This is a genomic window from Nocardioides marmoraquaticus, from assembly GCF_054777915.1.
Window position 1 is genome coordinate 43,073 of record NZ_BAAHAA010000012.1, and the last position, 19,867, is coordinate 62,939.

A 19,867-nucleotide genomic window follows, 5' to 3' on the forward strand; every position below is an offset into this window, starting at 1 on the left:
GTCTAGTGCGCGCGAGCGACGCACTAGGCCACCGGCACGCCCCCGACCCACGTGGCGGCGACGCGGGCGGCACCGACCTCGTCGACCGGGGCCGCGAACGGGTCGCGGTCGAGCAGCACCAGGTCGGCCTCACGGCCCGGCTCGAGGGTGCCGGCGACGTCTTCGCGACCGTCGACCCACGCCGACCCGGAGGTGTACGCCGCGAACGCGGTCTCGAGGTCGAGCGCCTGCTCGGGCAGGAACGGCTGCCGGCGCTCCTCCTGCCGCTCCTCGTGGTCCCAGCGGTTGACCGCGACGTGGATGGCGGTCAGCGGGTCGGGCGTCGAGACCGGCCAGTCGGAGCCCATCACCAGGCGGGTGCCGGCGCGGTGCAGTTCGCCGAAGGGGTACTGCCAGCCGGCCCGCTCGGGCCCGAGGAACGGCAGCGTCAGGTCGACCATCTGGTCGTCGAGGCACGCCCAGAGCGCCTGGCAGTTGGCCGCCACCCCCGCCGCGGCGAAGCGTCGTACGTCGTCGGGGTGCACCACCTGCAGGTGGGCCACGTGGTGCCGGCCCGGCGCGGCGAGCTCGAGGGCGTCGAGCGCCTCGCGCACCCCGCGGTCGCCGATGGCGTGCACGTGCACCTGGAAGCCCTCCGCCGCGAGCGCCGGCACCGCGCGCCGCAGCAGCGCGGCGTCGACGAACGACAGCCCGTCGTTGCGCGTCGGGTGCCCGCAGCGGTCGAGGTACGGCGCGGTCATCGCCGCGGTGAAGTTCTCCGCCACGCCGTCCTGCATGATCTTGACGCTCGTCGCGCGGAACCGGCCGTGGGTGTACGCCGCCCGCCGCTCGAGCAGCGACGGCAGCTGCTCGAGCCCGGCCTCGCGGTCCCACCACAGCGCACCCACGACGTGGCCCGTCAGGGTGCCGCGCTGGGCTGCGCGGAGGTACGTCGGGCCGCAGTCGTCCATGCCCGAGTAGGCCCCGACGATGGCGTCCTGCCAGCCCACCACGCCCAGCGAGTGGAGGTAGGACTGGCCCGCGAGCAGGGCGGCGTCGTGCTCCTGCTCGGTGGTGGCGGGCAGCAGCCGTGTCACGAGGGCCATCGCGCCCTCGTGGAGCGTGCCCGTGGGGTGGCCGTCGGCGTCGCGCTCGATGCGGCCGTCGGCCGGGTCGGGCGTTCCCGCGTGGATACCGGCGAGCTCGAGCGCGCAGCTGTTGACCCAGGCGCCGTGGTGGTCACGGTTGGCCAGGAAGACCGGCCGGTCGGCGACCGCGGTGTCGAGGTCGGTGGCCGTGGGGGTGCCGCCCGGGAAGGCCGCCATCGCCCAGCCGCCGCCGAGCACCCACTCGCGGTCACTCGCCGCGGCGTACGACGCCACGGCCGCGAGGTAGGCGTCGCGGCCCTCGAGGCCGGACAGGTCGCAGCGGATGCGCTCGAGCCCGCCCTGCACGACGTGGACGTGGGCGTCGGTGAAGCCGGGGGACAGCAGTGCCCCGGCGGCCTCGACGGTGCCCCACCCGGCCGGCACGTCGCGGCCGACCGCGCTGACGCGGCCGGCCTCGACGAGCACCGGGCCCACGTCGCCGCGGTAGCGGTGGCCGTCGAAGACGCGGGCGCCGGTGACGGCGAAGGGCTCGTGGCTCACGCCGTGATCCTCTCCCTCAGCGCGCTGACGTCGGCGGGCCCGACGCGGCAGCAGCCACCGACGAGCCGGGCCCCGGCCGCGACCCACGCCTCGGCGTCGGCGGGGTCGCCGGTGCCGGTGCCTCGCCAGCGCTTCTCGTGGGCGTCCCAGTCCTCGCCGCGGTTGGGGTAGGCGATCCCCGGCCTGCCCGTCGCCGTGACGGCCGCACCCACGGCGGCGGCCACGTCGGCCGGGGCGGAGCAGTTGACCCCGGCGGCGACCACGGCGGTGCTGCCGGCCGCGACGGCGTACGCCTCGTCGAGCGGCTGGCCCGCCCGGGTGCGGTCGCCGGAGACGGCGTACGACAGCCAGGCCGAGAGGCCGAGCTCGTCGAGCAGGGCGACGAGCACCGCGGCCTCGTCGACGTCGGGCACCGTCTCGACCGCGAGCACGTCGGGGCCGGATGCCGCCAGCACCTCCAGCAGGATGCGGGCGGTCCACAGGGCGTCGGAGAGGTCGGCGCCGTCGTCCTCCAGGGCGTTGGACATGCCGCCGTCGAGCAGCACCGGCAGCTCGCCCGTCAGCCGGGTGACGAAGGGGGTGCTCACGCGGGTGATCCTGCCGGACGCGCGGCCGGCAGCACGCGGGCGACCACCGCGCCGAGGGCGACGGCGAGCAGTCCCGTCACGAGCACGGGGGTGGCGACGCTGTCGGCGGCCAGCACGGCGACGGCGACGTACGCCGCCACCGAGAGGACCTCGGCGAGCACGTTGGACGTCGAGATCACGGTGGCCCGGGCGTCGGCCTCGATGCTGTCCTGCAGCCGCACCTCCGTCGTCACGACCGCGAGCTGCACCAGGCCGTAGCCGACGGCCAGCACCAGGGCGGCCACCAGCGGGTCGCCCACCCACGCACCGACGGCGACCAGGGCTCCCGCGGCCGAGACGACCGCACCGACCCGAGCGGGCGACCACCCGGCGCCCCGCGAGGCGACCAGGGCGCCGACGACCTCGCCCGCGCTGGTCACGCCCAGCAGCAGCGGCACGAGCACCAGCGCCGCGCCCTGCTCGCGCAGCAGCAGCCCGAAGTACTCGTCGAGGAACTGCAGCGCCAGCACCGCCCCGCTCGCCAGCACCGCGCCCCGCACCAGCGCCGACGTCGTCGCCTCCGTCAGGCCCGTGCGCAGTGCGTGGCGCCAGCGCGCCCACGCCCCGGGGCGCGCGACGGTGGCCGCTGGCGGGGGACCCTCGTCGAGGTCGTCGACGTCCTCGGCCGACACCACCCGCGGCGCGCCCGGCAGCGACAGCACCACCCCCAGCTGCACCGCGCACACCGCCACGCTCACCCAGCCGGCCAGCGCGTAGCCGCCCATCGCGAGCAGCGGCGCGGCCGCCAGCGTGGCCAGCGTCATCGCCGCGATCGCCAGTGCGTGGCCCAGCCCGATCACCCGCGCGTAGCGGTCACGAGCGCCCGCCGCGGCCAGCTCGTCGTACGCCAGGGCCTGGAAGGTGCCCGACGTCAGCGCCCCCGACAGTCCCCACAGGCAGAACCCGACCGCGAACCCCGCCAGGCTGGGGAACAGCACCCACGTCGCGAAGGCCGCGCCGTACGTCACGGAGCCGGCGGCGAGCAGCGCCCGCCGCGACACCGTGTCGGCCCACGCTCCCGACGGCACCTCGAGCACGATCCCGACCACCGACCAGAGCACGAGGAGCAGCGAGATCTCGCCCACCGACAGCCCCGCGTCGGCGAACAGCAAGGCGTAGACCGGGAAGATCGGCATCGCCTCGTCGAGCGCCTGCCACGCGAGCAGGCGCCACTCGAGGGAGCGGGTCGGTCGGGGGTCGGTGTCGATGGGTCAAGGCTCGCGCATGCCGCCCAGGCTGGCGCGCAGGTCGCCCCGGGTCAACGGGCTTGCCGTACGCCGCGGCTCCCGGCTCGACCATCCCTCGGCAGGCGCAGGCACCTCGACCATCCCCCTGGTGGTCGAGGTGCCTGAGCCCCGGGGCGAGTCAGCGCAGGTCGAGGGTCTCGGCGGCGAGGCGGGTGATGCGGGTCCAGTCGCGGTCGGCGACGGCGTCGGCGGGGGTGATCCAGGTGCCGCCGACGCAGCCGACGTTGGGCAGCGCGAGGTACGACGCGGCGGTCGCGGGCGTGATGCCGCCGGTGGGGCAGAACCGCGCCTGCGGCACCGGGGCGCCGAGCGACGTCAGGAAGGACGCACCGCCGGACTGCTCGGCGGGGAAGAACTTCATCTCCTCGTAGCCGAGCTCGAGCAGCCGCAGCACCTCGCTCACCGTGGCCGCGCCGGGCAGGTGCGGGAGGCCCGTGGCCTGCATGGCGGCGGCGAGGGTGTCCGTCGTACCGGGGGAGACCAGGAACTGTGCGCCCGCGCTGGCCGCGTCGCGGGCGTTGGCGGGCGTCACCACGGTGCCGAGCCCCAGCAGGATGTCGGGCACCGCGCTGGCGATCGCCTCGGCGCACGCGAGCGCGGCGGGGGTGCGCAGTGTCAGCTCGATCACGGGTACGCCGCCCTCGAGCAGCGCCTCGGCGACGGGCACGGCCTGGGCGACGTCGTGCAGCACGACGACGGGGACGACCGGGGTGCGGTCGACGAGGCCGCCGGAGCCCTCGCTCGTCGAGCCTGTCGAGACGATCGTCGCGGTCACAGTGCCTCCCGGCGGGTGGTGAAGGCGGCGCCGAAGACCGAGGCGCCCTCGTCGGCGGGGCCGACGGCGGAGCGGAACGCGGCGAAGAGCTCGCGGCCGGTGCCGAAGACGAAGGAGTCGTCGGCGGCGTCGGCGGACCGGGCGTCGAGCTCGCCCTGGTTGAGGTTCAGCTCGAGCAGGCCGGCGTCGGCGTCGAGGGTGATGAGGTCGCCGTCGCGCACGCGGGCGAGCGGGCCGCCGACGGAGGCCTCGGGGGTGAGGTGGATGGCGGCGGGCACCTTGCCGGAGGCCCCGCTCATGCGGCCGTCGGTGACGACGGCGACGCGCTGGCCGCGGTCCTGCAGCACCCCGAGGGCGGGGTTGAGCTTGTGCAGCTCGGGCATGCCGTTGGCGGCCGGGCCCTGGAAGCGGATCACCGCGACGAAGTCTCCCGGCAGGTCGTCGGCCTCGAAGGCGCGCAGGAAGTCGTCCTGGTCGTCGAAGACCCGGGCGGGCGCCTTGACCTGGCGGTGCTCGGGCTTGACCGCGGAGGTCTTGATGACCGAGCGGCCGAGGTTGCCCTCGAGCATCCGCAGGCCGCCGTCGCTGCCGAACGGGTCGTCGGCGCCGCGCAGCACCTCGGTGTCGAGCGAGCGCTTCGGGCCCTCCTCCCAGGTCAGCTCGCCGCCGATGAGACGGGCCTCGCTGGTGTAACGCCACAGGCCGTGGCCGGCGACGGTCTGCACGTCGTCGTGGAGCAGTCCGTGCTTGAGCAGCGTGTGCACGGTGAAGCCGAGCCCGCCGGCGGCGTGGAAGTGGTTGATGTCGGCCTTGCCGTTGGGGTAGACCCGCGCCAGCAGCGGCACGACCGCCGACAGGTCGGCGAGGTCGTCCCAGGTCAGCGTGATGCCGGCGGCCTTCGCGATGGCCACGAGGTGCATGGTGTGGTTGGTCGAGCCGCCGGTGGCGAGCAGCGCGACGCAGCCGTTGACGATCGCCTTCTCGTCTACCACGCGGCCGACCGGCGTGAAGCTCTCGCCCCAGGCGGTCAGGGCGACGGCGCGCTCGGCGGCGGCGTCGGTCAGCGCCTCGCGCAGCGGGGTGCCGGGGTTGACGAAGCTCGCGCCGGGCAGGTGCAGGCCCATGACCTCCATCAGCAGCTGGTTGGAGTTCGCGGTGCCGTAGAAGGTGCAGGTGCCGGCCGAGTGGTACGACGCCGACTCGGCCTCGAGCAGCTCCTCGCGGCCGAGCTCGCCGGCGGCGTACGCCTGGCGGATGCGGGCCTTCTCGGAGTTCGGGAGGCCGGAGGTCATCGGGCCGGCGGGCACGAAGACGGCCGGCAGGTGCCCGAAGGACAGCGCACCGATGAGCATGCCCGGCACGATCTTGTCGCAGACGCCGAGCATCAGGGTCGCGTCGAACATGTCGTGCGAGAGCGCGATCGCCGTCGACATCGCGATGACGTCGCGGCTGAACAGCGACAGCTGCATGCCGTCGCGCCCCTGGGTGATGCCGTCGCACATCGCGGGCACGCCGCCGGCGAACTGGGCGATGCCGCCGGAGCGGATCACCGCGCGCTTGAGCTGCGCGGGGAACGACTCGAAGGGCTGGTGCGCCGAGAGCATGTCGTTGTAGGCCGACACGATCGCGACGTTGGGCTTGACCTTGCCGCGCAGCGCGGCCTTGTCGACCTCGCCCGAGGCGGCGAAGCCGTGCGCGAGGTTGGCGCAGGCCAGCTTGCTGCGCATCGGGCCGCGGGAGGCGGCGGCGTCGAGGCGGCGCAGGTACGCCGCCCGCTCGTCGCGGCTGCGCTCGGTGATCCGGGCCGTGACCTCGGCCAGGACGGGGTGGGGCTTCGGTGCCATGGGGTTCCTCACTCGTGCTCGTGCCAGGAGCGCCCGTCGCGCTCGATCAGCGTGGTGGCGGCGTAGGGGCCGGACGTCCCGGCGGGGTAGCGGCGCGGCGTCGCGCGGGTCTCGGCCCAGCGCTCGTGGATCGGCTCCACCCACCGCCAGGCGGCCTCGACCTCGTCGCGACGCATGAACAGCTGCGGGTTGCCGCGGATGACGTCGCCGAGGAGCCGCTCGTAGGCCTCCGGCGATCGCTCGGCGAAGGTGCTCGAGTAGTTGAGGTCGAGCGAGACCGGCCGCAGCCGGATGCCGCCGGGGCCGGGCTCCTTGGCGGTCAGGTGCAGGCGCATGCCCTCCTCGGGCTGCAGCCGGATCACCAGCCGGTTGGGCTCCGAGGCGCCCTCGGCGTGCGGGAACATCGGGTGCGGCACGTCCTTGAACTGCACGACGATCTCCGACGCGCGGCGCTCGAGCCGCTTGCCGGTGCGCAGGTAGAACGGCACGCCGGCCCAGCGCCAGTTGGCGACCTCGGCCTTGAGGGCGACGAAGGTCTCCGTCGTCGAGCTGCGCTCGAGCTCCTCGGCGTACGACGCCGCGGGCTCGCCCTCGACGAGCCCGACGCCGTACTGGCCGGCGACCACGTGCTGGTCGACGTCGGCGCCCACGAGGGGCTTGAGGGCCTGCAGGACCTTGAGCTTCTCGTCGCGGACGGTCTCGCGGCCGACGTAGGTCGGCGGCTCCATGGCGACGAGGCAGAGCAGCTGGAGCAGGTGGTTCTGCACCATGTCGCGCAGCGCACCCGAGCCGTCGTAGTAGCCGGCGCGGCCGCCGACGCCGAGCGTCTCGGAGGCGGTGATCTGCACGTGGTCGATCGAGCCGGCGTTCCACAGCGGCTCGAGGAAGGTGTTGGCGAAGCGCGTGACCAGGAGGTTCTGCACGCTCTCCTTGCCGAGGTAGTGGTCGATGCGGAAGATCTGGTGCTCGGCGAAGACCGCGCCGACGGCGTCGTTGATCGCCTGCGCCGAGGCCAGGTCGGTGCCGATGGGCTTCTCCAGCACGAGGCGGGAGGCGTCGGTCACCAGGCCGTGCGCCTCGAGGCGCTGCGCGACGGTGCCGAACAGGCTCGGCGAGATCGCGAGGTAGAAGACGCGGACGACGTCGGGGTGCTGCAGGCGCTCGCCGAGCCGCTGCCAGTCCCTTCGTGACGCCTCGTCCCTCGGCTCCTCAGGACAAGCTGCGATGTCGAGGCTGAGGTGGGACAGCCGCGCCAGGAAGCGCTCGAGCGCGGTCGGGTCGAGGTCGGCGTCGGCGACGAAGCGGGGCAGCTCGCCGCGGATCTTGTCGCGGTAGCCGGCGTCGTCGAGGCCGGCGCGGGAGGTGGCGACGATGCGCGTCTCGGCGGGCAGGGTGCCGTCGCGGTCGCGCTGGTAGAGCGCGGGCAGCAGCTTGCGCACGGCGAGGTCACCGGTGCCGCCGAAGACGACGACGTCGGCCGCGGGCACGGCGCCGTGGGGGGATCCGGGGGACGTCATGGCGACGACGGTACGGAGGGTTATGCACGTGAGCAAGCGCAGTTATGCATTTCTGAGGTAAAAATAGACCAGCCACGGGTGGACGAGAGGAACGGTGGTGTCATGGGCCTCGTGCCCGAGCTCTCCTGGGGCGGTCCAGCCACCACCGGCGAGGTGTTCTCGCTCGTGCGCGACGACCGCGCCGACACCCGCAGCGAGATCGGCCGCCTGACCGGCCTGTCCCGCACCGCCGTGGCCGCGCGGGTGCAGGCACTCATCGACTCGGGCCTGGTGCGCGAGGTGGCCGACGAGCCCCGACCCGGCGCCCCCGGCCGTCCTCCGCTGCGGCTGCGCTTCGACCGCGACTCGGGCGTCGTGCTCGCCGCCGCCATCGGGCGCAGCCGCACCCAGCTCGCGGTGTGCGACCTCGACGGCGAGATCCTCCTCGCCCGCGACGTCGACCAGGAGGTCGGCACCACCCCGGAGGAGCTGATGCCCCGGGCGGTCGGCCTGATGGGCGAGCTGCTCGCCGAGGCGGGTCGAGACGCCGCCGACGTGCGGGGCGTCGGCATGTCGATCCCCGGCACCGTCGACGTCGAGAAGGGCGCCAGCCTCGACTCGCCCATCATGACCGGCTGGGACGGCGTCCCGCTGTCGCCGTACGTCGCCGCGCTCACCGACGCGCCCGTCTTCATCGACAACGACGCCAACGTCATGGCCCTGTCGGAGCGGCGCGGCCACCTGCAGCGGCACCGTCAGCTGCTCTTCGTCAAGGCCTCGACCGGCGTCGGGGTCGGGGTCGTGGTGCGAGGCCAGCTCGTGCGGGGCGCGCTCGGTGCCGCCGGCGAGGTCGGCCACACCAAGACCGCGCCCGCCGACTCGCTGCCGTGCCGCTGCGGCGACACCGGGTGCCTCGAGACCGTCGCGTCGGGCTGGGCGCTGGTGCAGGCCGCCCGCGAGACCGGCATCGAGGTCGGCCACGTGCGCGACCTCGTCGCGCTCGCCGCCCAGGGCGAGGGTGCTGCCCGGCAGCTGGTGCGCACGGCCGGCCGCCGCATCGGCGAGGTGCTCGCCGCCGCCGTCAACCTGCTCAACCCCGAGGTGGTCGTCGTGGGTGGCGACCTCGCCGGCGCCTACGACCCCTTCGTCGCCGGCCTGCGCGAGTCGCTCTACTCGACCGCCACCGCCCTGTCCACCCGCGACCTCGCCATCGTGCCGCTGACGCACGGCGAGCGCTCCGGCGTGGTCGGCTGCGCCGCCCTCGCGCTGTCGAACGTGCTCGACTCGGCCGCGGTCGACCGGGTGCTCGCCGGCCGCTGAGGTCGTCTCAGCGCCGCAGCACCCACGCGCCGCGGTCGTAGGTGTCCTCGGCGGTCATCTCGCCGACGACGACGGTGTCCGGATCGGAGCGTCCGCCCACGACGACGAGGTCGCGCCCGAGCCACGTGGCGGGCCCCGGCTCGTCGGGGCCGCCGGCCGGTCGTGGCACCTCGGTCCACGTGCGGGAGGCGTCGTCGTAGACCCAGCCGTCGCGGGCGACGACCGTGTCGGGCCTCGGCTGCCGGGTGTACGCCGGCCACCCGCCCGAGAGCTCGTCGGGGACGTCGGGCAACCGGCCCCAGGTGCCGGTCGCCGGGTCGAGCGTGCCGCCGAAGGGCAGCACCTCGCCGTAGTTGTCCGTCTCGCCGCCGTCGGCGCCCCCGGTCGTGGCGTCGACGAGCCGCTCACCGGTCCACGTGAAACCACTGCCCCCGAGCTGGCGCGTGCTGGGCAGCTCGGTCCAGCTCCCGTCGCGCAGCACCGCACCGCGGAGCAGGGCGGGATCCTCGATGCCGCCGCCGGGCAGGATCCGCTTGCCGAGCAGCACGAGGGTGTCGTCGCCCGCGGCGACCAGCTGGCGGTCGAAGAGCCGACCGAGCGGATGCTCCGGCAGCTCCTCCCACCCGTCGTCGCCCAGCACGAGGTCGGGCAGGTCCCGCCCCTCGGCCTCGTTGCTCCCCGGGTACGCGAGCAGCCGGTCGCCGGCGGGCGCGAGCGACCACCAGGTGCCCCCGCCGGGGAACGGCCGGCTGCTCCAGCGGTCGGCCGGAGCGTCGTACGACAGCAGGTCGCCGGCCTTGCCGACGACGTGCAGCGTGGTGCCGACGACGGCGTGGACGGCGTACTCGGTCACGCGCTCCGGCGCGTCGGCGATCGGGGTCCAGCGCCCGGTCGCCGGGTCGTACGCCGCCCCGTCGACGGCGTGGTCGGAGCGATCGACGCAGTCGGCGTCCGGCGGGCACGGCGGCCCCTGGTCGCCGCCGAGCGCGACCACGCGGTCGTCGACGGTGGCGACGACGCCGTGGAGGCGCGGCGGCAGCGGCGGGTCCGGCAGCCGCTCCCAGCCTGTCCCCGCGGTGGCCGTCCGGGCGTCGCCGCACCCCGCCAGGGGCGCGAGCAGCGCGGGGGCGAGCAGGACCACGAGGAGACGGCGCACGCCTGTGGGACGCACCGGCCCGCGGGTGGGTTCCGCGGTCAGTCCTCCTCGGTCGGCGGCACCACGACGAGCGAGAGGCCCTCGAACGGCGCGAGCGTGACGATGAAGCTCTGCAGCTCGTCGACGGTGCCGACCTCGAGGCCGTCGGCCAGGTCGGTCACCAGCGCGCCGGCGGGGAGCTCCTCCGAGCGCACCGTGCCCATGACGTCCTCGGCCGAGAAGTTGAGCACGGTGACCTGGTGGTGGCCCGCGTGCTCGCCGTCGGCGACGAGGTGGACCATGACGAGCATGCCCTTGTGGCTGACGGGGGGTACGTCGACCTGGGTCGCGGTGGCCACGCCGGAGGCGTCGCGGACGGCCAGCACCTGCGAGAGCCGGCTGGCGAACGACTCGGGGTCGCGCAGCTGGTCGGGCAGCGCGCCGTACAGGCTGCGACCGCGCGGCATCCGGTCGCGCCGGGTGACGCTCGCCTCGGGGTCGGGCTCGTAGCCCATCAGGTCGTAGGTCGCCCGGTGGATCCAGCGGGTGTCGCCGCCGGCCAGGAGGTGGCGCACCTGCTCGCGGGGCAGCGGCAGCATGCCGCTGAGGTCCCACCCGGAGAGCGCGAAGACCCCCGGCTGCCAGGCGTTGAACATCGCGAGCAGCAGGTGGGCCTGCTTGATGTCGTCGGCCGTCTCGTCGTCGATGTCGTCGAGGTCGGTGACGCCGAGCGATGCCGCGATCACGCTCGCCGTGGTCGAGGCGATGCCGTTGGTGGTGAAGATGGCGTTGTAGGGCGCTGACGGGCCGGTGAGGTGCTCGACGAGGTCGGCGCGCACGGTCTCGGCGAGGTCGCCCCCGAGGATGGTCTCGCCGCGGAAGGTGTACTCGTCGTCCTTGTGGCGGGTCGCGAAGTGCACCAGCTCGTAGGTGAGCTCGTCGTGGTTCTGCAGCGCGTGCACCAGGCCGATGGGCGGCACCGCGTGCTCGAGCGACAGGTTGAGCGTCAGCCGCAGGAACTCGGTGTCGGCGCAGGCCAGCGCGTGGTGGTAGGCCGGGCGGTTGACGAAGTCGTAGGACAGGTCGGCGCCCGCCTCGGAGGTCTCGCGGATGTCGTCGATGGTGAGGTTGAGCTCCTGGAAGGTGAAGCCGCCGACCTTGCGCACCATGCTCGCGATCAGGTGGTTGGCCGCCTCGGAGAGCGGGTGGCCCTCCGACCAGGCCGGGCCCTCGACGCTCTTCTCGACGCCGAGGAAGCCGTTGGCGTCGAGGCGCAGCGCACCGGTGCCGAGGTCGCCGAGCGAGTGCAGCGCGTCGCCCATCACCAGCCGCATGCCGGCGAAGGTGGGGTCGAGCCAGTTGATGGAGGGCTGGCCCTCCTTGAAGTAGTGCAGGTAGACCCAGCGGCGCTCGACGCCGTCGGGGCCGACGACCGGCGCGGTCACCGACCAGTTGGTGTCCTTGACGCCCGGGTCGTAGAAGATGACGCGCTGCAGCTGGCCGATGATGTAGCCCGCCTTGGCGAGCTGGTCCTCGGTCTCGGCGTCGAGGTTGGCGCTGTCGCGGCCCGGGCGCACCTCGGGCAGCAGGTGCCAGTCGTCGGGCTCGATCTCGACCATGTGGTAGATGCCCGGGTAGTCGTCGACACCCATCTCGGCGAGCCGGAAGTCGGCGCCCTTGCCGGTGTGGCCCGGCACGATGTCGTCGATGATCGTGCCGCCGTGCTGCGTGGCCACCTCGCACATGGTGCGGAAGTCGTCCTCGGTGCCGAAGGCGTCGTCGATCTCGGTGCTGATGCGGTCGAAGTGGCCGTCGACGCTCGGCGTCGGCTCCCACCCCGCGAGCCCGCCGGCCCGCTTCACCGGCCCGGTGTGCAGCCCCTGGATGCCGATCGTCTCGAAGACGCTCCACAGGTCGGGGTCGGCCAGCGTGCCGAGGAAGCTCGTGCCCGGCTTGGTGTAGAGCGACAGCGGGTACGCCGTGAACCACACGCCGGCGGTGCGGATCGCCTCGCGCGGGTCGGGCGTCGCGAAGGGCCGCTGCCACATGCTGCCGCGCCCTGAGAACTGGCCCGCGAGCGCGTTGGCGTCGCGCAGCATCGAGCCACGCTGCAGCCAGGCGACGTAGAACGGGTTGGTGCCGGCGGCCTCGCCGGTGCGGTCCTCGCCCTGGGTCGGGCTGCCCTGCGGCCGCAGCCGTGCGCGGGGGCGGAGCGCCCGGGGCCGGGCCGGGAAGAACTGCTCGGCGTAGGTCACCTCGGAGGGCTCGTGCTCGACGGCCTCCTCGACGATCGTCTCGGGCTCGTCCGGGTCGGGGGGCAGGACGGGGTCGGCCATGCGTGTCATGTTGCCACCGTGCTCGGTGGTCAAACCGCCGGGACGTGCCTGCCCAGGAAGTCGAGCTCGTCGGCGACGACCTCCTCGAACGGCTCGCCGAGGTAGATCTCGAAGTGGCCGTGGTCGTACTGCTTCACCTCGGCCCGCGGGGCCCGCCGCAGGTGCCGCAGCGAGGGCCCGGACGGCGCGACCGTGTCGCCGGCGCAGACGGCGGCGAACAGGGGGACCGTCACGTCCGCGGCGCGCCGCCCCGGGCGGTAGCCGAGGATCGCGAGGCCGAGGCGGGCGGCCACGTCCTCACGCAGGTCGGCCAGGCCGGTGGCGTCGCGCAGGGCGCCGTAGCCGGGCAGGGCGTCGGGCGCCGTCATCAGCGCGGCGCTGCCCTCCGGACCGGCAGCGGGCACGCGCACGGGCTCGCGGCCGCGGGCCGCACGCACCAGGTCGCGGGCGACGTACGGCGCCAACCTCGCCGTGGTGCGTGCGGACATGGCGAGCCCCGAGGCGGGACCGTCGGTGAAGGGGCACTGCGAGACGACCGCGGCCACCCGGTGGTCCTCGGCGCCGACCACGAGCACGTGGCCGCCGCTGAACGAGGTGCCCCACAGCACCACCCGCTCCGGGTCGACCCCGGGCAGGGTCCGGGCGCGGGCGACGGCGGCGCGCCAGTCGTCGAGCTGTCGTCGCACGTTGACGATGCGGCGCGGCTCGCCCCCGCTGGCGCCGAAGGAGCGGTAGTCGAAGACCAGGCAGGCGTAGCCCGCGGCCTGGAACCGCTCGGCGAAGGCGTCGAGCCGCATCTCCTTGACCCCGCCCAGCCCGTGCGCCATCACGATCACCGGCGCCGCGTCGCCGCGGCCCGGGTAGTGCCACGCCGCGAGGGTGGTGTCGCCGGCAGGGATGGTGATGTCGCGCCGAGCCATGGCGGGACCCTCTCAGCGATGGGCGGGCGAGCGCGACCCTCTGTCCGCTGCGGTGGTGGCGAGCAGGGGGAGCGTGCGGCGCTCGATCAGGGTGGAGAGCACCATCACGCTGGTCGAGCGGACCACCCGGGTGGAGCGGTTGAGGTCGAGCAGCACCTGCTGCAGCCCGCCGTGGTGCTCGGCGACGACCCGGCACAGCACGTCGGAGGTGCCGGTGGTCACCCACGCCTCGACGACGCCCGCGATGGCGAGCAGCTCCTCGCGCACGGAGTCGAGCGCCCCTTGGGCGATCTCGAGGCTGACGAAGGCGCTGACCGCGAAGCCGGCCGCCTCGAGCGAGACTGCCGGGCTCCAGCCGCGCACCACGCCTGCCTGCTCGAGGCGCCGGATCCGGCTCTGCACGGTGGCCCGGGCGACCGAGAGCACGCGCGAGAGCTCGAGGTCGCCGACGCGGGGGTGGTCGGCCAGGGCCTGCAGCAGGGCCAGGTCGAGGGTGTCCAGGCGGTGGGGCTCCACGGGTCGATGCTAGTCAGACCGACCAGTCCGCGTGCGTTGATCCGCGCCAGAACCGGCACCCTGACCACCACGACACGCGCAGGTTGCCCACCGCGACACGGTCGGTCCAGCATCGCGCCATGACGCTGGAGCAGACCCTCACCGACGCCGAGCGGCTCGCCGACCTCGACCTCGACACGCTCACGCAGCTGGTCGGCCTGGTCGAGCACGACCCGGAGAGCGACCCGTTCCCGGTCGTCGGCTGGGACGCGGTCGTCTGGGCGGTGGGCAACGCCACCCAGACCGCCCACTTCTTCACCTCCGCGTTCGGCATGGAGCTCGTCGCCTACTCCGGCCCCGAGACCGGCAACCGAGACCACCACTCCTACGTGCTGCGCAGCGGCGGCGTCCGATTCGTCGTCAACGGTGGGGTCGCGCCCGACTCCGACGTCATCGCCCACCACGCCCGCCACGGTGACGGCGTCACCGACATCGCCCTCGAGGTCGTCGACGTCGACCAGTGCATCGCCCACGCCCGCTCCACGGGGGCGACCGTGCTGGTCGAGCCCCACGACGTCACCGACGAGCACGGCACCGTGCGCCTCGCGGCCATCGCGACGTACGGCGAGACCCGGCACACGCTGGTCGACCGCAGCCGCTACACCGGCCCCTACCTCCCCGGCTACGTCGCGCGGACGTCGACGTACGCCAAGCGCGAGGGCGCCCCGAAGCGGTTGTTCCAGGCGCTCGACCACGTCGTCGGCAACGTCGAGCTCGGTCGGATGGACGAGTGGGTCGGCTTCTACCACCGCGTCATGGGGTTCACCGACATGGCGGAGTTCATCGGCGACGACATCGCCACCGACTACTCGGCCCTGATGAGCAAGGTCGTCGCGAACGGCAACCACCGGGTGAAGTTCCCGCTCAACGAGCCGGCGGTGGCGCAGAAGAAGAGCCAGATCGACGAGTACCTCGAGTTCTACGGCGGCCCCGGCGCCCAGCACCTCGCCCTCGCCACCAACGACATCCTCACCACCGTCGACGCGCTCCGTGCCGAGGGCATCGAGTTCCTCGCGACGCCGGACTCGTACTACGAGGACCCCGAGCTGCGGGCCCGCATCGGCGAGGTGCGGGTGCCGATCGAAGAGCTGCAGTCGCGCGGGATCCTCGTCGACCGCGACGAGGACGGCTACCTGCTGCAGATCTTCACCAAGCCCATCGGTGACCGGCCGACGGTCTTCTTCGAGCTGATCGAGCGCCACGGCTCGCTGGGCTTCGGCAAGGGCAACTTCAAGGCGCTCTTCGAGGCCATCGAGCGCGAGCAGGCCAAGCGCGGCAACTTCTGATCCAGCCGGGTCGCGCCGCACGTCCTGGGGGGCGAGCGGCGCGACCTGTGCGCGCCTCACGCGGGCAGCTCGGAGCGGAGCCAGGTCTCGAGGTGTGACCGGTCGGCTCTCGTCGGGGGTGGTGGGCTGGGCGGTCTGCCGGGTGGTTGGGGTCGGTGCCCGCGGTAGGTGTGGCCGGTGGGGGTCAGGGTGAGGACGCTGCCGTCGAACCTTGCCTGTTGCTGGAGGTGGGCTGCTTCCTTGGCGTGGTTGCAGGCTTCGCAGAGGCCTTGGGCGTTGGCGGCGGTGGTGGGGCCGTGGTCGGTGGCTCGGAGGATGTGGTCGAGGTGGCGGATGGGGGCGTCGCACCAGGGGGTGCGGCATCTCTGGTCTCTGAGGACGAGGAGCTTGCGGAGCTGGCCGGTGAAGGTGCGCCGGCGTGAGTCCATGGCGACGAGGTCGCTGCGCTGGGGGTCGGTGTAGAGCCGGCGCAGGTAGACCTCGGCGGCGTCGCGGACGAGGCCGCGGGCGTGGTCGGCGGGGATGGTGGCCTGCAGGCCGGTGTCGGTGACGACCTGCGCGGGTTCGTGGTGCGCGGCCGGGTCGTCGGACCCGAGCAGGGCGGCGTCGGTCATGACGAGGGTGACCTCGACCGTCGACTCCGTCGGCTTCCGGCCGAGCAGGCGGGCGACGAGCTCGTCGGCCATCACCTCACCCCGTGCTCGTCCATCGCTCTGGGCGCGGGCGGTGTCGGCGGTGCGGCACAGTTCGGCCCACACGCTGATCCCGTCGACGACGGGCAGCACCGCAGATAGCCGGGCCATGCCGTCGGGGGCGGGTCGCACCGAGACCCGGCGTTGCGTGACCGCAGCCGCGTTGCGGCGGACCGCGGCGGCGGGGTCGAGACGTTGCCCGATGAGCCGGGCCTCGGCCTCCGCCCCGCGGTCGGACAAGGCACCGATCCCTCCGGGGCGCTGCCTGAGCTCGGCGTCGACTGCCGCGCGGTCCTCACGCGAGAGCAGCATGGTCTCCCTCGCGATGGAGAACGCCCGGAGCTCGCTGGTCTCGCCGGCGGCGAGGGCGTCGTGGGTGTGGGGCAGCTCGGCCAGCGCGTGGGCGAACCCCACGAACCGGCGGGCCTTGAACGGCGACTGTCTCGTGGCGAGCCCCACCTGCACGGCGATCCCGTCACCCCGGCCGGCTGCGCGTTCGTGGTCGGCGAACGCGACGGTCGCCCTGGCCTGGCACGCTGCGGCTGCACCCTTGAGGCGTTCGCAGGCAGCGAGCAGATCGACAAGTGCCTCGGGTGGAAGGTGGCCGACGTCCTCCGTGCCGAGGCGCGTCACCAGGGTGGTGGCGGCGTCGGTGAGGGTGTCGATCATGTGTTCGATTCTACCTGCCACTGCTGACAAGGTGCGGGTTGTGCACAGGGCCGCGTGCGGGTTGCGGGGTCTCGAGGCTCCTCGCCCGGGGGCTCGTCGCACCTCGACCACCCCAGTTCCGCGCTCCGGTGGTCGAGGTGCGAGGAGCGCAAGCGACGAGCCTCGAGACCCGGCGAGACGACTGGCGCGGCCCTTCGAGACGGTCGCTGCGCGACCTCCTCAGGGAGCAAGAGGCCGGTCGCTGCGCGACCTCCTCAGGGAGCAAGGGCGGTGCGTTCGTCGTACGGGGTCTCGAGGCTCCTCGCCCGGGGGCTCGTCGCACCTCGACCACCCATGCGGCGCCTTCCGGTGGTCGAGCCTTAAGACCCGGCGAGACAACTGGCGCGGCCCTTCGAGACGGTCGCTGTGCGACCTCCTCAGGGAGCGAGGGGACGGTCGCTGCGCGACGTACTTGGGGGACAGAGGCGGTGCGTTCGTCGGACGGGGTCTCGAAGCTCCTCGCCGAGGAGCGCAGGGAGCACGGGGTGGTCGGGGGTGGGCGGGCCCCTAGGGTGCTGCGGTGAGCGAGACGAGCGAGCAGGTCCCGTGGTGGCACAGCGGCGTGGTCTACCAGGTCTACCCGAGGAGCTTCGCCGACTCCGACGGCGACGGGGTGGGTGACCTCGGCGGGATCATCGCCCACCTCGACCACCTGCAGCGGCTGGGCGTGGACGCCGTGTGGCTCAGCCCGGTCTACGCCTCGCCGATGGTCGACATGGGCTACGACATCAGTGACTACCAGTCGATCGCACCGGAGTTCGGCGACCTCGCCCAGATGGACGAGCTCATCGAGCAGGCGCACGCCCGCGGCATCCGGATCGTCATGGACCTGGTGGTCAACCACACCAGCGACCAGCACCCGTGGTTCGTCGAGAGCCGCTCGAGCACCGACAACCCCAAGCGCGACTGGTACTGGTGGCGCTCGCCACGGGAGGGCGCGGAGCCGACCACCTGGCAGTCGTTCTTCTCCGGCCCGGCCTGGACGCTCGACGAGGCGACGGGGGAGTACTACCTCCACCTGTTCGCCCCCGAGCAGCCTGACCTCAACTGGGAGAACCCCGAGGTCCGCGAGGCCGTCTACGCGATGATGCGGTGGTGGCTCGACCGCGGGGTCGACGGCTTCCGCATGGACGTCATCAACATGATCTCCAAGCGCCTGGTCGACGGCGAGCCGCAGGACGGTCCGACCGGTGCGCTCGACGGGGGCGTGGCGAGCCAGTCGCTCAACGGCCCGCGCGTGCACGAGTTCCTCGCCGAGATGCGGCGCGAGGTGTTCGAGGGCCGGACGACGGCCTTCGGCGAGACCCCGGTGACGATCGGCGAGACCCCCGTGACGACGGTCGAGCACGGCCGGCTCTACACCGACCCGCGCCGCGGCGAGCTCGACATGGTCTTCACCTTCGAGCACGTCGACCTCGACGGCGGGCCGGGCGGCAAGTGGGACGTCGTGCCCGTGCCGCTCCCGACGCTGAAGGCGACCCTGGCCGGCTGGCAGGAGGGGCTCGAGGGGGTCGGCTGGAACAGCCTCTACTGGAGCAACCACGACCAGCCCCGCGTCGTGAGCCGGTACGGCGACGACAGCCCCCAGCACCGCGTCGCGTCGGCCACCGCGCTCGCGACCGTGCTGCACCTGCACCGCGGCACCGCCTTCGTCTACCAGGGCGAGGAGATCGGCATGGGCAACGCCCCGTGGGCCTCGGTCGACGACTTCCGCGACCTCGAGTCTGTCAACCACTTCCACCAGGCGGTGGCCGGGGGCGCCGACCCCGAGCGGGTGATGGCGGCACTGCGACGCAAGAGCCGCGACAACGCCCGCACGCCGGTGCAGTGGGACGACTCGCCCCACGCCGGCTTCACCACGGGCGAGCCCTGGCTGCCGGTCAACCCCGACCACGCCGGCGGCGTCACCGTCGACGCCCAGGAGGACGACACCGCCTCGGTGCTGGCGCACTACCGCCGCGTGATCGCGCTGCGGCACGACGACCCCGTCGTCGCGCACGGCGACTTCACCCTGCTGCTGCCCGAGCACGAGCAGCTGTGGGCCTTCACGCGCAGTCACCAGGGCGCGACCCTCACCGTCGTCGCCAACCTCTCGGGCGAGACGGTCGACCCGGTCGCCGCGGGCGTGCCGCTGGCCGACGTCGGGGCCGTGGTGCTCGACAACGAGGGCGGCGCGACGAGCGCGACCGCCCCGCTCGGACCGTGGGCGGCGCGGGTGTTGCGCTCCTGATGCGCGCCGTCCGCTACACGGCGTACGGCGAGGACCCCGAGGTCGTCGAGGTCCCGGCCCCCGACTGCCCGCCCGACGGGGTGCTGGTGCAGGTCGAGGCGACGGGCGTGTGCCGTTCCGACTGGCACGCCTGGCGCGGCTACGACCCGGTGCCGCTGCCGATGGTGCCCGGGCACGAGTACGCCGGCACCGTCGCCGCGGTCGGCGACACGGTGAGCGGCTGGTCGGTCGGCGAGCGGGTCGTGGTGCCGTTCGTGCTCGGCTGCGGGCGCTGCGCCTTCTGCCGGGCGGGCGAGCAGCAGGTCTGCCCCGACCAGCAGCAGCCCGGCTTCACCCGCGACGGCTCGTGGGCCGAGCTGGTCGCCGTGCCGGCCGCCGAGGCCAACCTGGTGCGGCTGCCCGAGGCGGTCGACCCGGTCGCCGCCGCCGCGCTGGGTTGCCGGGTCGCCACCGCCTTCCGCGCGGTGCACGTGCACGGCCGCCCTCGCGCCGGCGACTGGGTGGCGGTGCACGGCTGCGGCGGCGTCGGGCTCTCGGCGGTCATGGTCGCGCGGGCCCTGGGCGCCGTGGTGGTTGCCGTCGACCCCTCGTCGGAGGCCCGGGCGATGGCCGCGGCGCTCGGCGCGCACGTCGTGGTCGACCCGGCCGAGGGCGACCCCGCCGAGCACGTCCGCGAGCTCAGCGGCGGTGGCGCCCACGTCTCGCTGGAGTGCGTCGGCCTCCCGGTGACCGCCGCAGCGTCGGTGTCGTGCCTGCGCCCGCGCGGCCGGCACGTGCAGGTGGGCCTGCTGCTCGGCGAGCACGCCCGGTCGCTGCCGATGGACGTCGTGGTCGCCCGCGAGCTCGAGGTGCTCGGCTCCCACGGCATGCCCGCCGGGGGGTACGTCGACCTCCTCGCCGCCGTCACCGACGGTCGGCTCGACCCGGCACGGCTCGTGACCCGCACCCGCGACCTGGCGGAGGCCCCGGCCGCCCTGCGGGAGCTCGACGCCCCGGCGCTGACTCCGGGCGTGACCGTGCTGACGCCGTAAGCCGTCGAAAACCCCGTGTCCGGGCGACCCGCGAGTTC

Annotated in this window: 15 protein-coding genes; 4 read left to right on the forward strand and 11 right to left on the reverse strand. The window is 74.0% G+C overall.

Annotated features, from left to right (window positions below):
• Window positions 1-23: 23 nt before the first annotated feature.
• The 6 genes from ACYU8I_RS10810 to zwf all read right to left on the reverse strand — a co-directional run bounded on the left by ACYU8I_RS10810 (window position 24) and on the right by zwf (window position 7,637).
• Window positions 24-1,628, reverse strand: coding sequence for an amidohydrolase (locus ACYU8I_RS10810; RefSeq protein WP_460840510.1), 1,605 nt, complete (start codon window positions 1,626-1,628; stop codon window positions 24-26).
• Window positions 1,625-2,215, reverse strand: coding sequence for a homocysteine S-methyltransferase family protein (locus ACYU8I_RS10815; protein WP_460840513.1), 591 nt, complete (start codon window positions 2,213-2,215; stop codon window positions 1,625-1,627). The genes ACYU8I_RS10810 and ACYU8I_RS10815 overlap by 4 nt, the downstream gene beginning before the upstream one ends.
• On the reverse strand, window positions 2,212-3,390 hold the full coding sequence (locus ACYU8I_RS10820; protein WP_460840515.1) for an MFS transporter: 1,179 nt from the start codon (window positions 3,388-3,390) through the stop codon (window positions 2,212-2,214). Before ACYU8I_RS10820 ends, ACYU8I_RS10815 begins: the two co-directional genes overlap by 4 nt.
• A 229-nt stretch (window positions 3,391-3,619) precedes the next feature.
• Window positions 3,620-4,276, reverse strand: a complete 657-nt coding sequence (gene eda / locus ACYU8I_RS10825; RefSeq protein ID WP_460840516.1) for a bifunctional 4-hydroxy-2-oxoglutarate aldolase/2-dehydro-3-deoxy-phosphogluconate aldolase — start codon at window positions 4,274-4,276, stop codon at window positions 3,620-3,622.
• Window positions 4,273-6,120, reverse strand: coding sequence for a phosphogluconate dehydratase (edd, locus tag ACYU8I_RS10830; RefSeq protein ID WP_460840518.1), 1,848 nt, complete (start codon window positions 6,118-6,120; stop codon window positions 4,273-4,275). Before edd ends, eda begins: the two co-directional genes overlap by 4 nt.
• An 8-nt stretch (window positions 6,121-6,128) precedes the next feature.
• Window positions 6,129-7,637 carry a glucose-6-phosphate dehydrogenase gene (gene zwf / locus ACYU8I_RS10835; protein ID WP_460840521.1) on the reverse strand — a complete coding sequence of 503 codons (1,509 nt, stop codon included), beginning with the start codon at window positions 7,635-7,637 and terminating at the stop codon, window positions 6,129-6,131.
• A gap of 102 nt (window positions 7,638-7,739) precedes the next feature.
• Between zwf and ACYU8I_RS10840 the strand changes: the two genes are divergently transcribed.
• Complete coding sequence (locus ACYU8I_RS10840) at window positions 7,740-8,936, forward strand: ROK family transcriptional regulator (protein WP_460840522.1); 1,197 nt, start codon at window positions 7,740-7,742, stop codon at window positions 8,934-8,936.
• 7 nt (window positions 8,937-8,943) lie between these two features.
• Here the strand turns inward: ACYU8I_RS10840 and ACYU8I_RS10845 are convergent, their stop codons facing one another.
• From ACYU8I_RS10845 to ACYU8I_RS10860, 4 genes are read right to left on the reverse strand one after another with little or no spacing between them, the layout of a single operon-like run.
• On the reverse strand, window positions 8,944-10,107 hold the full coding sequence (locus tag ACYU8I_RS10845; protein WP_460840525.1) for a Kelch repeat-containing protein: 1,164 nt from the start codon (window positions 10,105-10,107) through the stop codon (window positions 8,944-8,946).
• Between the two features lie 23 nt (window positions 10,108-10,130).
• Entirely contained in the window at window positions 10,131-12,407 is a 2,277-nt protein-coding gene (gene treS / locus ACYU8I_RS10850) for a maltose alpha-D-glucosyltransferase (protein ID WP_460840527.1), read from the reverse strand.
• Between the two features lie 29 nt (window positions 12,408-12,436).
• Window positions 12,437-13,327, reverse strand: a complete 891-nt coding sequence (locus tag ACYU8I_RS10855) for an alpha/beta hydrolase (protein WP_460840529.1) — start codon at window positions 13,325-13,327, stop codon at window positions 12,437-12,439.
• A 12-nt stretch (window positions 13,328-13,339) separates the two neighbouring features.
• A complete protein-coding gene (locus ACYU8I_RS10860; RefSeq protein ID WP_460840531.1) occupies window positions 13,340-13,843 on the reverse strand; it encodes an Lrp/AsnC family transcriptional regulator in 504 nt (167 codons plus the stop codon).
• Between the two features lie 119 nt (window positions 13,844-13,962).
• On the opposite strand from ACYU8I_RS10860, the gene hppD reads away from it, so the two are divergent.
• On the forward strand, window positions 13,963-15,168 hold the full coding sequence (gene hppD / locus ACYU8I_RS10865) for a 4-hydroxyphenylpyruvate dioxygenase (protein WP_460840533.1): 1,206 nt from the start codon (window positions 13,963-13,965) through the stop codon (window positions 15,166-15,168).
• 56 nt (window positions 15,169-15,224) lie between these two features.
• Here the strand turns inward: hppD and ACYU8I_RS10870 are convergent, their stop codons facing one another.
• Window positions 15,225-16,529, reverse strand: coding sequence for an HNH endonuclease (locus tag ACYU8I_RS10870; RefSeq protein WP_460840535.1), 1,305 nt, complete (start codon window positions 16,527-16,529; stop codon window positions 15,225-15,227).
• Window positions 16,530-17,088: 559 nt separating this feature from the next.
• Here ACYU8I_RS10870 and ACYU8I_RS10875 point away from each other — a divergent pair.
• Both ACYU8I_RS10875 and ACYU8I_RS10880 read left to right on the forward strand, forming a co-directional pair.
• Window positions 17,089-18,798 (forward strand): alpha-glucosidase, encoded by a 1,710-nt coding sequence (locus ACYU8I_RS10875; protein WP_460840537.1) that lies wholly within the window; start codon window positions 17,089-17,091, stop codon window positions 18,796-18,798.
• Complete coding sequence (locus ACYU8I_RS10880; protein WP_460840540.1) at window positions 18,798-19,829, forward strand: alcohol dehydrogenase catalytic domain-containing protein; 1,032 nt, start codon at window positions 18,798-18,800, stop codon at window positions 19,827-19,829. The genes ACYU8I_RS10875 and ACYU8I_RS10880 overlap by 1 nt, the downstream gene beginning before the upstream one ends.
• Window positions 19,830-19,867 lie beyond the last annotated feature (38 nt).

Excerpts from the sequence above, each read along its gene's own strand:
- ACYU8I_RS10820 (WP_460840515.1), bottom strand. The coding sequence starts at position 3,390 with ATGCCGATCTTCCCGGTCTACGCCTTGCTGTTCGCCGACGCGGGGCTG.
- edd (WP_460840518.1), bottom strand. The coding sequence starts at position 6,120 with ATGGCACCGAAGCCCCACCCCGTCCTGGCCGAGGTCACGGCCCGGATC.
- zwf (WP_460840521.1), bottom strand. The coding sequence starts at position 7,637 with ATGACGTCCCCCGGATCCCCCCACGGCGCCGTGCCCGCGGCCGACGTC.
- ACYU8I_RS10840 (WP_460840522.1), top strand. The coding sequence starts at position 7,740 with ATGGGCCTCGTGCCCGAGCTCTCCTGGGGCGGTCCAGCCACCACCGGC.
- treS (WP_460840527.1), bottom strand. The coding sequence starts at position 12,407 with ATGGCCGACCCCGTCCTGCCCCCCGACCCGGACGAGCCCGAGACGATC.
- ACYU8I_RS10855 (WP_460840529.1), bottom strand. The coding sequence starts at position 13,327 with ATGGCTCGGCGCGACATCACCATCCCTGCCGGCGACACCACCCTCGCG.
- hppD (WP_460840533.1), top strand. The coding sequence starts at position 13,963 with ATGACGCTGGAGCAGACCCTCACCGACGCCGAGCGGCTCGCCGACCTC.
- ACYU8I_RS10870 (WP_460840535.1), bottom strand. The coding sequence starts at position 16,529 with ATGATCGACACCCTCACCGACGCCGCCACCACCCTGGTGACGCGCCTC.
- ACYU8I_RS10880 (WP_460840540.1), top strand. The coding sequence starts at position 18,798 with ATGCGCGCCGTCCGCTACACGGCGTACGGCGAGGACCCCGAGGTCGTC.